Source organism: Aquimarina sp. AU58, from assembly GCF_900312745.1.
GTDB lineage: Bacteria > Bacteroidota > Bacteroidia > Flavobacteriales > Flavobacteriaceae > Aquimarina > Aquimarina spinulae.
This window is the reverse complement of the sequence record NZ_OMPD01000004.1, coordinates 45208-61220: the sequence shown is the minus strand read 5'-3', so window position 1 is coordinate 61220 and position 16013 is coordinate 45208. Positions and strand designations below refer to the sequence as shown.

The window sequence follows — 16013 nt, the reverse complement described above, 5'->3', positions numbered from 1 at the left end:
AATAAAATATATAGAGTATTGTTAAAATATATATAGAAATGTATACAGCTTGATAAATTGAGAACTACACTTTTAATTCATCCGTAATTATGTGTGTAGAAAAGGTATTAGGTAAGTATTAATAAAATCTCCTTTTATTCAGTGTATAATCTTATCTGATTTATTATAAAATCAAAAAAGCAACCAAAGACACCTCTTTGATTGCTTTTAAACAGAATCATTATTTAAAAAATTATATAATCGTAGATTGTCCTACGTGTATATTCTCAAAATTGATATTAGAATCCTCGGGATTTAATATATAATCAGCAATAAAATCTCCTACTTTTTCTGTGGTAAGTGGGTTACTAGGATTTAGATCAGAAGTAGTAAGATTTAATTCTAATGCTTTTTCTACAGCATCTCTAATCGCATTGGCTTCTCCTAATAAATTAAAATGCTCTAATAACATGGCGGCAGATAATATAGCGGCAATTGGATTAGCTATTCCTTTTCCTGTTGCCTGAGGATAAGATCCATGTATAGGCTCAAACATGCAACAGGTATTTCCAATAGAAGCAGACGCTAAGAGCCCAATAGATCCACCAATCACACTAGCTTCGTCAGAAATAATATCACCAAACATGTTTTCGGTAAGAATTACATCAAATTGACTAGGATTTAGTATCATTTGCATTGCAGCATTATCAACAAATAAAAAGTCTAAGTTTACATCGCTATAAGCAGCAGCAATTTCGGTAACTACTTTTCTCCATAGGCGAGATGATTCTAGTACATTGGCTTTATCTACCAGTGTTAGCTTTTTTCTTCGCTTTTGTGCTGCTTTAAATGCCAAATGAGCAATACGTTCAATTTCTTCTCTAGAATATTCACAAAGATCAGAAGCGACGTTACCATCATCACTTAATTCTTTTTTACCAAAATAGATACCACCGGTTAACTCACGATAGATAGAAATATCTGTTCCTTCGATAATCTCACGTTTAAGAGGTGATTTGTCGATTAAGGTAGAATAGGCCTTTACAGGGCGAATATTAGCATAGAGCCCAAGTTCTTTTCGTAATTTTAACAGACCTTGTTCGGGACGAACCGGAGCACTTGGGTCGTTGTCATATTTTGGAGCACCAATTGCACCAAACAAAACAGCGTCTGTTTGTACACAGAGTTCTAATGTTTCGTCTGGTAATGGGTTTCCGGTTTTATCAATGGCAATAGCACCTACTAATCCTTCTTTAAAGATAAAGGAATGATCAAAGTTATGTGCGATTGCCTCTAATGCTTTTATAGCCTGTGCGGTCACTTCTGGGCCAATACCGTCTCCTGATAATACTGCGATATCTAATTTCATAAGTTTATTCTTTTTGTCACACTAAGCTTGTCGAAGTGTTTTTTGTTCTTAACTATAGTTTATAAGGCTTCGACCAGCTCTGCCTGACAACTTATATATATTTATATTCTTTCGTTTTCAAATTCTTCTATTTCTGCTTTATTACTGATTAAAAAATCAATATCATCATAACCATTCATAAGGCAGGTTTTTTTGTATGGGTTAATCTCAAAAGTTGAAGAAGAACCAGTAGCGAGAATGGTAATTTTCTGAGCTTCAAGATCTACTTCAATTTGTGAATTGGCATCTTTTTCAATTTCATTAAATAAGTCCTTTAGGTATTCTGGAGTTACTTGAATGGGTAATACCCCATTATTAAGAGCGTTTCCTTTAAAAATATCAGCAAAAAAACTAGATACCACTACTTTAAAACCATAGTCATTAATTGCCCATGCTGCATGTTCTCTACTAGATCCACATCCAAAGTTATCTCCTGCTACTAATATTTTGCCTTTATAACTAGTGTTATTCAATACAAAATCCTGATTTATATTTCCATCTTTATGAAAGCGCCAATCTCTAAATAAATTTTCTCCAAATCCATCACGACTAGTAGCTTTTAAAAACCGTGCTGGGATAATTTGATCTGTATCTACATTTTCTATAGATAATGGTATAGCAGAGGATGTTAGTTTGGTAAACTTATCCATAATTAATTTAATTGTTTAGTAATATCAATAATTTTTCCTTCTATAGCTGTAGCTGCAGCAACCAGAGGGCTTGCTAAAATTGTTCTTGCACCTTGTCCTTGTCGTCCTTCAAAATTTCGATTAGAAGTAGATACGCAATATTCTCCTTCCGGAATTTTATCATCGTTCATTGCCAGACAAGCAGAGCATCCAGGCTGTCGTAATTGAAATCCAGCGTTTTCAAAAACATCTTTTAATCCTTCTTCAACGATTTGCTGTGCTACAAGTTGCGATCCCGGAACAAACCAAGCAGTTACATTGTTGGCCTTTTTCTTACCTTTAATATAGTTTGCAGCAATTCTAAAATCTTCGATTCTGCTATTGGTACAGCTTCCTATAAAAACATAATTTACTTCTTGATCTACAAGAGATTGTCCTTTCTCAAAATTCATATAAGCTAATGATTTTTCGAATGAAGCATTATCTTCTACAGGTATATTTTCTGATATTTTGATTCCCATTCCTGGATTGGTACCATATGTAATCATAGGTTCTATATCTGCTGCATCAAAATGATACTCTTTATCAAATACAGCATCTTTATCTGTAGGTAATGTTTTCCAGTAGGCAACTTTTTTGTCGAATTCGACCCCTTTAGGTGCAAATTCTTTTCCTTTGATATATTCAAAAGTAGTTTCATCTGGAGCAATCATTCCTCCTCGGGCACCCATTTCGATACTCATATTACAGACAGTCATTCTGCCTTCCATAGACATATCTTCAAATACATTACCAGCATATTCACAAAAATATCCAGTACCAGCATTAGTACCGAGTTTTGCAATAACATATAAAATTACATCTTTTGGTAATACGCCAGGTTTTAACTGCCCATTTACATTAACTCTAAGGCTTTTTGGCTTTTGAAGTAGTAAACACTGACTGGCAAATACCTGCGCTACCTGACTGGTTCCTATACCAAAAGCAATGGTTCCGAATGCACCGTGTGTAGAAGTATGGCTATCACCACAGACCATAGTCATTCCAGGTTGTGTAATACCTAATTCTGGCGCCATTACATGAACAATACCATTATATTTATGACCAAGACCATATAATGTAATTTCATTTTTTTTACAATTTTTGGTAAGTTGCTCGAGTTGATTTCTGGATAATGCATCTTTAACAGGAAGATGTTGGTCTTCTGTAGGAGTATTATGATCTGCAGTAGCTACAATTTGATCGGGTCTAAAAACAGGAATCCCACGTTGTTCTAATTCTCCAAATGCTTGTGGGCTGGTAACCTCATGGATTAGGTGTTTATCAATATATAATATTTGTGGGCCATCTTGTATCTCTTTGACTACATGTACATCCCATACTTTGTCAAATAAAGTTTTCTTCATATGCATATAAAACACCTACAAAAGGAATAATGCTTTTGTAGGCTTTTAGTATTATTTATGCTACTACAGTAGCTACATTAGTATTTTTCATAATTTGATGAATATCTTCATCGATAACTTCTTTCTTACGATCAGCAAATTTCAAAAATTCTGAATAAACATCATCTAATTGAAGTTTAGATAATTCGTAACCAACTTTTTTGGCTCTATAAGCTAGTGCAGCTCTACCACTTCTGGCAGTAAGCACAATAGCAGATTCTGTAACTCCAACTTCCTCGGGATCAATAATTTCATAAGTCTCCCGGTTTTTAATTACTCCATCCTGGTGTATTCCCGAACTATGAGCAAAAGCATTAGCTCCGACAATTGCTTTATTGGGTTGTACCATCATACCCATATGATCAGATACCATTTGGCTGGTACTGTATAATAATTTAGAATCAATATCGGTATTTATATTTAAATACGGATGTTGTTTCATGATCATAACTACTTCTTCTAGAGATGTATTGCCTGCACGTTCACCAATACCGTTAATTGTACATTCAATTTGTCGAGCACCATTAATTGCTCCTGCGATAGAATTTGCAGTAGCAAGACCTAAATCATTATGACAGTGGCAAGAAATAATAACATTATCTATACCTTTTACATTTTCTTTAAGGTATTTAATTTTCGCACCGTATTCTTCTGGTAAACAATACCCGGTTGTATCAGGAATGTTAAGTACAGTTGCACCAGCTTTGATCATAGCTTCGCATACACGAGCTAAAAATTCATTATCAGTTCTCCCGGCGTCTTCTGCAAAAAACTCAACATCCTCTACAAAAGATTTTGCATATTTAACTGCAGCAACTCCTTTTTCTATTACTTTATCTTGAGTAGAATTAAATTTATATTTAATATGAGACTCAGAAGTACCTATACCTGTATGGATTCTAGGTCTTTTTGCATAACTTAAAGCTTCTGCAGCAACTTTAATATCTTTTTCTACAGCTCTGGTTAATCCACATACAGTTGCATTTTTTACGATTTTGGCTATTTCACTTACCGAAGTAAAATCTCCCGGGCTCGAAACAGGGAATCCTGCTTCTATAATATCTACACCCAAAAGATCGAGTTGTTCTGCAATAACTAGTTTCTGTTGCGTATTTAATTTACATCCAGGGACCTGTTCTCCGTCTCTTAATGTGGTATCGAATATTTGAACTTTATTATTACTCATAGAAATACAGTGAATTTGACTTTTAGTGTTATCTATAAAAACATCATTATTTTAAAATATTCTTAAAAGATGTTTCTTTAATCTCTTACGAATTTATATTTTGGGAATTCAAAAAGGAAGTATTTGATTACTGATTTTACAATGCTAAAATCTTTTAATTAAAACATAACTATTTTTAAATCAGTTAATTATATTATATTTTCATACAATGACTAATGACCAAAAAGATCCATTGTTTATTTTAGTGAAGTCACTTTCTAAATCAGAAAAACGACAATTTAAGGTATATGTAGGACGATTAGGAGTAAATACAGATTCAAAATTTCTAGCTCTTTTTAATCATTTGGATAAACACGATACTCTGGATGAAGATCTTATTGTTTCAAAAGGAATTGTAAAAAAGCAACAATTTTCTAATCTTAAAGCTCATTTATATAAACAAATATTAATTAGCTTAAGATTAAGTCCATTACATCAAAATACACGATCACAAATACGAGAACAATTAGATTTTGCCTCTATATTATATCATAAAGGACTATATAAACAAAGTCTTAAGATATTAGATAAAGCAAAAACTCTGGCTATGGAAAATGAGGAGCATAATATTGCTTATGAAATTGTAGAGTTCGAAAAAATTATAGAAACGCAATACATAACCAGAAGTATTAATAGTAGGGCAGACGAGCTAACGGTCGAAGCCAAGATGTTAAGTATGAAAAACGTGCTGACCAGTAGGTTATCTAATTTATCTCTTCAGTTATATGGTTTGATGCTTAAAAGTGGTTATGTAAGAAACGATAAAGAACATCAGGAAATTACTAATTATTTTAATGGGAAACTGCCAAAATATGAATGGAATATGTTAGGGTTTAGAGAAAAACTTTGGCTATATAAAGCTCATTTGTGGTATAGTTTTATTGTTCAGGATTTTTTATCATGTTATAAATATTCGAAGAAATGGTTAGATTTATTTTATGAACATCCAAAAATGATTGTTCAAAATCCCGTTTTTTTTCTTAGAGGAAATCACTATTTATTAGAGTCTTTGTATCTCATAAAAGATAAAGCACAATTAAAATCCACCTTGCAAGAATTCGAAAATAGGATTACTGATCTTCCTTTTCCTAAAGATGATAATATAGAAGTTTTATCTTTTCAGTTTATTTATAACAATAAGTTGAATGTTCATTTTTTGGAAGGAAGTTTTGACAAAGGAGAATATTTGGTAGAAGAGATTCTTAGCGGAATATCAGAATTCAAAAATCGTTTGGATGATCACCATATAATGGTACTTTATTATAAGATTGGTTGTTTGTATTTCGGAATGGCAAACCATCGAAAATGTATTGAATATCTAACCAAAATTATCAATAATAAATCTTTGAAAATGAGAGAAGACTTGATGTGCTTCTCCAGAGTACTAAGTTTGGTAGCTCATTATGAAGCTGGAATGGATTATCATTTAGAAACCCAACTAAAAGAGACGTATCGGTTTTTAATAAAAATGAATGACCTGCATGAAGTACAAAAAGAAATGATCAAATTTCTTAAAAATCTTGGAGATATTTACCCTCACCAAATTAAAGAGGAGTTTAGAAAACTTCATAAAAGATTAAAACAGTATGAAGATCACCCTTATGAAAAGAGAGCTTTTTTGTATTTGGATATTCTTTCATGGCTCGAAAGCAATATTGAAGGGAGACCTGTTGCAGATATAATAAAGGAGAAGGCAAAAGGATTAATAAGGTAACTTAAATTTTATAAAGAACTGAAAGTTAATTAGTATTTTATATCTTTCGTCCTTTGAAAAATAATTGGAATGCTTTATAGAATTAAAATACGGGTATTTTAGTTTCTAATATACAACTGTGCAACTTTCTCTGTAAGAATAAGGAATATTGCATGTGGATGATATTCCATTTAATAGTAAGTCGTAATGAATTTATGGATACCGAAAAACTCTACTGCAAAAAGAGTTTTTTATATTTGTTTTTTTACCGTAGTATCTACTAATGCTCAGATAACGGTAGATGATAGCGCTTTCACTGTAGAGCAGTTGGTAGAAGACGTTTTGATAGATAGTCCTTGTGCAACGGTAGAAAATATCTCTTCTTTCACCGGAACCAATTTTGGATTTAATGGTATAGGTTATTTTGAATCTAATAATTCTGGTTTTGAAATTGACAGAGGAGTCATTTTAAGTACAGGTAATGCAAGAAGCGCAATTGGCCCAAATGGGCGGATTGCATTGTCTGAAGGTGATGATTCGGGATGGGGTGGTGATAGTGATTTGGGATCAGTGACTAGTACAGTTAATTTGCATAATGCCAGTTATATCCAATTTGATTTTGTGCCGACTATAGACTTCATAAGTTTCGATTTCTTATTTGCTTCAGAAGAGTATACAGAAGCTTTTCCTTGTACATTTTCTGATGTTTTTGCTTTTATCCTTACCGATTCATCTGGAAATTCGAGAAACTTAGCAGTTGTACCAGGTACTAATACTCCTATTAAAGTTACTACGGTTAATGAAGGAGTAGATTTAAATAATGATGGAGATTTTGTTGATGTAATTAACCAGATTTCAGAATGCCCTCCAAGAAATCCAAATTTCTATAATAGAACAATTCGACCAGGAGATGCCGCTCCTATAGATTTTAATGGGTATACAAAAGTATTAACAGCCGAAGGAAGCGTAGTGGTTGGTGAGCGATATACAATTAAATTAGTAATTGCAGAAAATCGAGATGGACAATTTGATTCTGCAGTATTTCTAGCCGCCGGAAGTTTTAATATTGGAGGAGATTTGGGAGAAGACAGAACATTAGCGTCTGGTAACCCAGGATGTCTTGGGGTGCCGATTACCCTAAATGCTACAGTAGGGAATAACCCTACCTATACCTGGAGAAAAAATGGAGCTCCTTTAGCGGCAGGTGACGGGACAACGCTTATAGCAGGAGGTGCTCAATTAGAAGTGACGCAAAATGGAGTGTATAGTGTAGAAGTAAATATCGCTAACGGATGTTCATCGTCTGACTCTGTTAATGTTGAATTTGTTCCTCCTCCAAATGTTTTGAATTCGGTACAGCTTCTGCAATGCGATGATGATATTGATGGCTTTTCATTGTTCAATTTATCTGAAGCAAATTCTTTGATATCTACTAATGCTGCAAATGAAACTTTTTCATATTATTTAACAGAACAGCAGGCAATTAGAGGAGATTCAGCAGATCAAATCACCAATTTTACAGCATATCCTAATCCAACTGTACAGAACAGTGTGGTGTATGCCAGAGTAGAATCTATAACAGATTGTTTTAGAACATCACGAATTGATCTCGAAGTTTCATCAACTCAAATTCCGGCTAATTTTAATCTTACGTATACAGCATGCGAGGCAAACGATGTTGACCCTACAGATGGGGTTGCATCATTCGATTTTAGTGATGCTACTCCTCAAATAATTCAGCTATATCCTGGTGGTCAAAATTTAACGATTAGGTATTACGAAAACCAGGCAGATGCGTTATCCGAACAAAATGAGATAACCGATATCTCTAACTATAGGAATAATTCATCTCCTTTTAGAGCTACGCTATATGTAAGAGTAGAGAATAGTGTAGCGAATTCTTGCCTAGGATTAGGAGAGCATATTACCTTAATAGTTAACCCTTTTGAACCTATTACGTTTGAAGATGAGTATACATTATGTTTAGAAAGAGATGGGCAAGTACTTAATCTGGCGCCCGAAGATCGTATAGAAACTGGATTAAAGCCTTCAGATTATACGTTTCAGTGGTATACAGGGACTGCTCCTGTAGCAGGAAATGAAATACCAGGAGAAGTAGATACTTCTTTTTTGCCAGATACTCCTGGGCAGTATAGTGTATTAGCTACAAGTATAATCACAGGATGTGAAATATCAAAAAGTACATTGGTAGTAACTTCTTATCCTCCAGAAAGTATTACGGCAGAACTGCTATCAGGAGCTTTTTCTGATAATGCTACTATTGAAGTTACAGTGGTCGGAAATGGAACATATGAATTTAGAATAGATAATAGAGAATGGCAAGCGTCTAATATCTTTACGGGTGTTTCAAGAGGAGAACATACCGTATTTGTAAGAGATTTGCGTATGTGTGATGAACTAGAATCTAAAGTAGAAATAGTAGTAGACTATCCAAAGTATTTTACACCTAACGGGGATGGATTTCATGACTCTTGGGGAATCACAGGAAGTACAAATGTTATAATAACTCAGATTCTAATTTTTAATAGATTTGGTAAACTCTTAAAAGATCTTGGTGCAAATGGTAACTGGGATGGAACATATAGCGGAAAACAATTGCCAGCAAGTGATTATTGGTTTAAAGTGCGTTATATTGAAAATGGTGTACCAAAAGTATTTAATTCTAATTTCTCACTAATTCGATAAACCTTGTCAAAAAATAACCAACACTTAAGAAACATACTCGAGTTAAATTTTGCTATGTTGCTCATTAGTACTTCTGGGGTATTAGGAAGACATATCGATATGCCAGTACCTGTTATTATTGGCTATAGAGCTATTTTAGCAGCGTGCATATTATTCTTGTTTTGTAAATGGAAAAAGATATCATTTAGAATTGAAACTAAGGATCGTATTCCCATTCTTGCAGGAGGGATACTTATGGGGCTACATTGGATCACTTATTTTTATGCTCTGAAAATGTCAAATGTGGCAATTGGTATGTTGTCTTTATTTACTTATCCAGTCATTACGGCTTTACTAGAACCTTTGGTGTTAAAAGTTAAATTTCAGAAAATGCATTTGATGCTGGGAGTACTTGTACTGGTAGGAATTTATTTTTTGGTTCCGGATTTTAGTATAGAAAATACGTATGCTAAAGCTGTTGCCATGGGAGTATTTTCGGCACTATGTTATGCTCTTCGAAATCTAATCATGAAAACAAAAGTTAGTAATTATCATGGTTCTATGTTAATGTGGTATCAATTAATAATAATGGTAGTACTGTTATCGCCTGCCTTATTTATTATGGATAGCTCGGGCATTATTAGTCAATTTCCTTTTGTTTTGATTTTAGCCTTGTTAACTACTGCAATAGGCCATACCTTGTTTTTATATAGTTTTAAACGATTTTCTGCAACAACGGCTAGTATTATTGGTAGTATCCAACCGGTATATGGTATTATTCTTGGAATCATTTTTTTAAGAGAAGTCCCTGTACTTTCTACGGTTATTGGTGGTGTTTTGATTTTAACATCTGTAGTGATTGAAAGTATACGAACTTACAAATAGTTAAAAGATAATAACCAAAAGCTTAATTTAGACAATCTTTCCAAATAGGATCAGAAGGAGGAGGAGCGATGACAGCTATAGTTTCTTTTTTAACGGGATGAATAAAACTTAGTTTTCGGGCATGTAAATGAATGCTTCCATCTTTATTACTACGATGTGCTCCATATTTTAGATCACCTTTGATTCTGCAACCAATATAAGAGAGTTGCGCTCGTATTTGATGATGACGCCCTGTATGAAGATCAATTTCTAATAAACAATAATTATCTAACTTTTTGATTAATTGGTATTCTAAGACTGCTTTTTTGCTATCAGGGACTTCGGTAGTATGTGCATATGATTTGTTTTGTCTTGGATTACGTTTTAACCAATGTGTTAAGTTGTCATGTTTTTTAGGAGGACAATCTTTTACCACAGCCCAATATGTTTTTTGAGCTTCTTTGTTTGCAAATAATGCGTTAAGCCTGGGAAGTGCTTTGCTTGTTCTTGCAAATACGACAATTCCACTAGTAGGACGATCTAAACGGTGTACAACCCCAAGATATACTGCACCCGGTTTATTATATTTTTCTGCAATATACTCTTTGACAACTTCACTAAGTGGTTTGTCACCCGTTTTATCACCTTGTACAATATCTCCAGGACGCTTATTAATAATAATAATATGATTGTCTTCATGCAGCACCTGAAGATTGTTTTTATTTGAAATGATTTTTGACATTCTTGATTTTTAGAACTATTGTAATGTAGACTTAAATTTTGATGTCATTTTAATAATTGACTTCAATCCTTTAAAAAGTTTACTAAGTTCGGTTTGATCGATAAACTTTAAATCTAATGAAATTAATATTGCTCATTCTCATTAGGGAAATCAACAGCTTTCACATCGGTAACGTATTGTTTAAAAGCATTAGTCATTTCTGTATATAAGTCTAAATAACGTCTTAAAAAACGAGGATTAAATTCATGGGTCATTCCTAACATGTCGTGAGTAACCAATACTTGTCCATCTACACCATTTCCTGCTCCAATACCAATGATAGGAATAGTAAGACTTTCTGCTACTTCTTTAGCCAATTTGGCAGGAACTTTTTCAAGAACGATTGCAAAACATCCTGCTTTCTCAAGCATAAGTGCATCTTGTTTTAGTTTCTGCGCTTCCTGTTCTTCTTTGGCACGAACAGTATAGGTTCCAAATTTATATATAGATTGTGGAGTAAGACCAAGGTGTCCCATAACAGGGATACCGGCATTAAGGATTCTTTTAATAGACTCCTTAACTTCTTTTCCTCCTTCAAGTTTTACAGCATGCCCTCCTGATTCCTTCATGATACGAATTGCAGAACGTAAAGCTTCTTTAGGATCACTCTGGTAGCTTCCAAAAGGTAAATCTACAACGATTAATGCGCGATCAATTGCTCGAATTACAGAAGATGCATGATAAATCATCTGATCTAATGTAATCGGTAATGTAGTTTCATGACCTGCCATTACATTTGAAGCAGAATCTCCGACGAGAATAACATCTACTCCGGCACCATCTACAATTTTGGCCATCGTGTAATCGTAAGCGGTTAGCATAGATATCTTTTCTTGGTTAGCTTTCATCTCTACAAGAGATTTTACCGTAACGCGCTTATAATCTTTTTTTGCTGTAGACATTTTGAATTGTTTTTTTTAGGATTGTAAAAGTAATCAATTACCTATATGGTAACAAGTGTAATTTGTTTTTGATTTTTCTTTGATACAATGAAGCGAAAATTATATAGTATAGAAGTGATTAAAATCTTATTTTTATACCTATTCAAAAATAATGAACATTATGTATAAAGTATCAATATTGGTTGTTTTATTCTTCTCATGCCATGTTTTTTCTCAAAAAAATATATCCAAAGATGACCAAAACCGTTATGAAAAAGAAGTGAAACAGACTGTTTTAGAGTTTTTTGAAGGTTTTCATGCTGGTGACACTGCTAAAATGAAAACTACTATAGATAAAAACATAGCAGTACAAACTATTGTGAGAACCAAAGAAGGAGAGATAAAAACAGTAAAGAATGATATAGAAAAAATTTTAACTGCTATACAAAATAGACCAGCAGAGCAAAAATGGGATGAACGATTATTAGCATTTAAAATCGAAGCAGATTCTGCAATTGCAAATGCATGGACTCCTTATGAGTTTTATGTCAATGATAATTTTAGCCATTGTGGCGTAAATGTATTTCAACTATTTAATGACGGTAAAACCTGGAAAATTATAGCTATTGCTGATACCCGATTTAGAGAAGGATGTAAGTAATAACATACTTATTAAAAACCTGCAATGTTATAAATTTTGAGTTTTGTATTTCATTACAGGTGATTATAGATTAACAATCACTAAGGTTTACTTTTACAGCCAAACCACCTTCACTGGTTTCTTTATATTTTGTGTTCATATCCTGAGCAGTTTCCCACATAGTTTCAATTACTTTATCTAATGGTACTTTAGCATTTGCAGCATCTGTGTCTAATGCCATTTCACAGGCATTAATAGCTTTTATAGCCCCCATAGCATTTCGTTCTATGCAAGGGATTTGTACCAATCCGGCGATGGGATCACATGTTAATCCCAGATGATGCTCCATTGCAATTTCACTTGCCATTAATACTTGTTCTGGAGTACCTCCCATAAGTTCGGTTAATGCTCCAGCGGCCATTGCAGACGATACTCCAATTTCTGCCTGGCAACCCCCCATAGCTGCAGAGATAGTAGCTCCTTTTTTGAAAAGACTTCCAATTTCTCCTGCAACCAGCATAAATTGTTTTACATCATCAAAATTTGCATCGTGGTTTTCGATAACCATATAATACATCATTACTGCCGGAATTACACCAGCACTTCCATTAGTAGGGGCAGTCACCACACGACCCAGAGATGCATTTACCTCATTTACTGCCAAAGCAAAACAGGAAACCCATTTTAATATTTGACGAAATTTTACTTCGGTATTTCGTATAGCTTCAATCCATTCTGTTGGACTAGTGTAAGCTGTCGTACCTATTAATTTTTTATGCGTATCATATGCTCGTCGTCTTACATTTAATCCACCAGGTAAAGTACCTTCAGTATGACAACCAGTATACATTGATTCTAGCATTACCTTCCAGACTTGTGCAATTCTTTCATCAATCTCGGCATCACTTTGTAAGGAGCGTTCATTGTCTAGAACAATTTCAGATACTTTTTTGTTTTTCGATGTACAATACTCCAAAAGATCGGTTGCCTTATGAATTGGCATAGGAAATTGTTTGAAAGCAGTAAGTTTTTTTTCTTTTCTCTTACGTTCTTCTTTTACTACAAAACCTCCACCAATAGAATAAAAAGAAGACGATACTTTTTTTCCATCTTTTAGGTCGGCATGAAAAGTCATACCATTAGGATGAAATTCTTTAAACTCTCTATTAAATATAATCTGTGTTTTTGGATCAAAAGATACCTGAAATTCACTATTAAAGAAGAGTTGCTTAGAAGTGTTTATGTTTTCAATAATAGTATCAATTGTAGAAACATCAATAGTTTGAGGATCGTAACCGCATAAGCCTAAAATTACAGCAATGTCGGTAGCATGACCTTTTCCTGTTAGTGATAATGATCCAAAAAGATCGATAGTAATTGTTGAGACAGATTCAAAGAGTTCTTTTTCTTTAAGTTCTGTGATCCATCTTCTTCCTGCACGCCACGGACCTAATGTATGTGAACTTGAGGGGCCTACGCCTATTTTCAGCATATCAAAAACACTGATGCATTCCATAATACAAAATTATTGATAAAATTTCGGGGGTAAATATAGTTTTTTGGCAACAAAGAAACTCATTTTTTAAAGAATAGTTAATATTGTTTTCCTTTTGCCTTTATGATCAATTCATTAAGAAGACTAAAACAATAATGACATCCTGTCAGATAGATCGTAATGGCATAATCATTGACTTAACAGCAATAAGTTATTAAGAATAATAGTATAACAATTTAAGATAAAAATGAGTAAAATAATAGGAATAGACTTAGGGACAACCAACTCTTGTGTTTCTGTAATGGAAGGTAATGAGCCTGTAGTAATCCCTAATGCCGAAGGTAAAAGAACTACCCCTTCTGTAATAGCTTTTGTAGAAGGAGGAGAAATTAAAGTAGGAGATCCTGCAAAACGTCAAGCGGTTACAAATCCAACTAAGACTATCTCTTCTATTAAGAGATTTATGGGAAATAAATTCTCAGAATCCTCAAAAGAAGCTGAAAGAGCAGCCTATAAAGTGGTAAAAGGAGATAATGATACGCCTCGAGTAGATATCGATGGACGTTTATATACACCACAAGAATTATCTGCAATGACACTTCAGAAAATGAAGAAAACAGCAGAGGATTATCTTGGGCAGGATGTAACTAGTGCAGTAATTACTGTACCTGCTTACTTTAATGATGCGCAACGTCAAGCTACCAAAGAAGCTGGTGAAATTGCTGGTCTTAAAGTAGAGCGAATTATTAATGAGCCTACAGCAGCAGCTTTGGCTTATGGACTTGATAAAAAAGGTACAGATCAAAAGATTGTTGTATTTGATTTTGGTGGAGGTACACATGATGTATCAATACTTGAATTAGGAGACGGAGTTTTTGAAGTATTATCTACAGATGGAGATACCCATTTAGGAGGGGATGATGTAGATCAGAAAATAATTGATTGGTTAGCAGAAGAGTTTAAGGCTGATGAAAATATGGATCTTAGACAAGATCCTATGGCTTTGCAACGTCTTAAAGAAGCTGCAGAAAAAGCTAAAATCGAATTATCATCTTCTTCACAAACAGAGATTAATCTACCTTATGTTACTGCTACTTCTAGTGGACCTAAGCATTTGGTAAGATCATTAACCAGGTCAAAATTTGATCAATTAATAGATGATTTAGTAAAACGTACAATAGAACCTTGTCGTACAGCACTTAAAGCTGCTGGATTATCGACAAGTGATATCGACGAAATTATATTAGTAGGTGGGTCTACACGTATCCCTGCAGTACAAGAAGCAGTAGAAAAGTTTTTCGGGAAATCACCAAGTAAAGGAGTAAATCCTGATGAGGTTGTAGCAGTTGGAGCAGCAATTCAAGGAGGAGTATTAACAGGAGATGTTAAAGACGTACTTTTATTAGATGTAACTCCACTTTCTCTTGGTATTGAAACAATGGGTAATGTAATGACTAAACTTATTGATGCCAATACAACAATCCCTACCAAGAAATCACAAGTGTTTTCTACAGCTGCAGATAATCAGCCATCGGTAGAGATTCATGTACTACAAGGTGAGCGCCCAATGGCAGCAGATAACAAGACAATTGGTCGTTTTCATTTAGATGGAATTCCACCAGCACAAAGAGGAACTCCTCAGATCGAAGTTACTTTTGATATCGATGCTAATGGTATCATCAAAGTTTCTGCTACAGATAAAGCTACAAACAAATCTCAGGATATTCGTATCGAAGCTTCTTCTGGATTAACAGAGGAGGAAATCGAGAAAATGAAAAAAGAAGCAGAGGCTAATGCCGAAGCAGATAAGACAGCAAAAGAAACTGCAGATAAGCTTAATGAAGCAGATGGAATGATCTTCCAGACAGAAAAGCAGCTTAAAGAGTTTGGTGATAAATTATCAGATGATAAGAAAAAACCAATCGAAGAAGCTTTAGAAGAATTGAAGAAAGCATACGAATCTAAAGATTTGGCTTTAATTCAACCTGCTCTTGATAAAATCAATGAGGCATGGAAAGTCGCTAGTGAAGAAATGTATAAAGCTCAGGCTGATGCACAACAGGGCGGACAACCTGGACCTGACGCTGGAGCAGGAGCAGACCAATCTTCTGGCGATGATTCTGAAGGAAGCGATGTAGAAGATGTTGATTTTGAAGAAGTAAAGTAAATATAAACTAGTTTATATAATTTAAAAATGCGTAGCTTTTGGCTACGCATTTTTTTTAATGTTTATATGATCAGGCTGACCATTAACATTGATTTAATGGTTTAGATTATCTATTTACTAA

The 16013-nt window shown here is 34.0% G+C and carries 12 protein-coding genes; 5 read left to right on the top strand and 7 right to left on the bottom strand.

The annotated features are described in order from the left end of the window. Positions 1-232: 232 nt before the first annotated feature. The 4 genes from leuB to DK441_RS00610 all read right to left on the bottom strand — a co-directional run bounded on the left by leuB (position 233) and on the right by DK441_RS00610 (position 4647). Positions 233-1348, bottom strand: a complete 1116-nt coding sequence (leuB, locus tag DK441_RS00625) for a 3-isopropylmalate dehydrogenase (protein ID WP_109097025.1) — start codon at positions 1346-1348, stop codon at positions 233-235. 101 nt (positions 1349-1449) lie between these two features. Next, on the bottom strand, positions 1450-2037 hold the full coding sequence (gene leuD, locus DK441_RS00620) for a 3-isopropylmalate dehydratase small subunit (RefSeq protein ID WP_109097024.1): 588 nt from the start codon (positions 2035-2037) through the stop codon (positions 1450-1452). A 2-nt stretch (positions 2038-2039) separates the two neighbouring features. After that, positions 2040-3422 carry a 3-isopropylmalate dehydratase large subunit gene (gene leuC, locus DK441_RS00615; RefSeq protein WP_109097023.1) on the bottom strand — a complete coding sequence of 461 codons (1383 nt, stop codon included), beginning with the start codon at positions 3420-3422 and terminating at the stop codon, positions 2040-2042. Positions 3423-3477: 55 nt separating this feature from the next. Next, positions 3478-4647, bottom strand: coding sequence for a 2-isopropylmalate synthase (locus tag DK441_RS00610; protein WP_109097022.1), 1170 nt, complete (start codon positions 4645-4647; stop codon positions 3478-3480). 208 nt (positions 4648-4855) lie between these two features. On the opposite strand from DK441_RS00610, the gene DK441_RS00605 reads away from it, so the two are divergent. The 3 genes from DK441_RS00605 to DK441_RS00595 all read left to right on the top strand — a co-directional run bounded on the left by DK441_RS00605 (position 4856) and on the right by DK441_RS00595 (position 9949). Beyond that, positions 4856-6400 carry a hypothetical protein gene (locus tag DK441_RS00605; RefSeq protein ID WP_109097021.1) on the top strand — a complete coding sequence of 515 codons (1545 nt, stop codon included), beginning with the start codon at positions 4856-4858 and terminating at the stop codon, positions 6398-6400. Between the two features lie 186 nt (positions 6401-6586). Next, positions 6587-9085 (top strand): T9SS type B sorting domain-containing protein, encoded by a 2499-nt coding sequence (locus DK441_RS00600; RefSeq protein WP_109097020.1) that lies wholly within the window; start codon positions 6587-6589, stop codon positions 9083-9085. A gap of 3 nt (positions 9086-9088) precedes the next feature. Further along, complete coding sequence (locus tag DK441_RS00595) at positions 9089-9949, top strand: DMT family transporter (protein ID WP_235015682.1); 861 nt, start codon at positions 9089-9091, stop codon at positions 9947-9949. A gap of 22 nt (positions 9950-9971) precedes the next feature. Here DK441_RS00595 and DK441_RS00590 read toward each other — a convergent pair whose 3' ends face one another. Both DK441_RS00590 and panB read right to left on the bottom strand, forming a co-directional pair. Further along, positions 9972-10670: an RluA family pseudouridine synthase gene (locus DK441_RS00590; protein WP_109097018.1), complete on the bottom strand. Its 699-nt coding sequence runs from the start codon at positions 10668-10670 to the stop codon at positions 9972-9974. 122 nt (positions 10671-10792) lie between these two features. Beyond that, positions 10793-11611, bottom strand: coding sequence for a 3-methyl-2-oxobutanoate hydroxymethyltransferase (gene panB / locus DK441_RS00585; RefSeq protein ID WP_025667928.1), 819 nt, complete (start codon positions 11609-11611; stop codon positions 10793-10795). 160 nt (positions 11612-11771) lie between these two features. Here panB and DK441_RS00580 point away from each other — a divergent pair, with 160 nt between their 5' ends. Beyond that, positions 11772-12251 carry a nuclear transport factor 2 family protein gene (locus DK441_RS00580; RefSeq protein ID WP_109097017.1) on the top strand — a complete coding sequence of 160 codons (480 nt, stop codon included), beginning with the start codon at positions 11772-11774 and terminating at the stop codon, positions 12249-12251. A 70-nt stretch (positions 12252-12321) separates the two neighbouring features. On the opposite strand, the gene DK441_RS00575 is transcribed toward DK441_RS00580, so the two are convergent. Continuing rightward, a complete protein-coding gene (locus tag DK441_RS00575) occupies positions 12322-13746 on the bottom strand; it encodes an L-serine ammonia-lyase (protein WP_109097016.1) in 1425 nt (474 codons plus the stop codon). Between the two features lie 226 nt (positions 13747-13972). Here DK441_RS00575 and dnaK point away from each other — a divergent pair, with 226 nt between their 5' ends. After that, positions 13973-15892, top strand: coding sequence for a molecular chaperone DnaK (gene dnaK / locus DK441_RS00570; protein ID WP_109097015.1), 1920 nt, complete (start codon positions 13973-13975; stop codon positions 15890-15892). Positions 15893-16013: the final 121 nt, after the last annotated feature.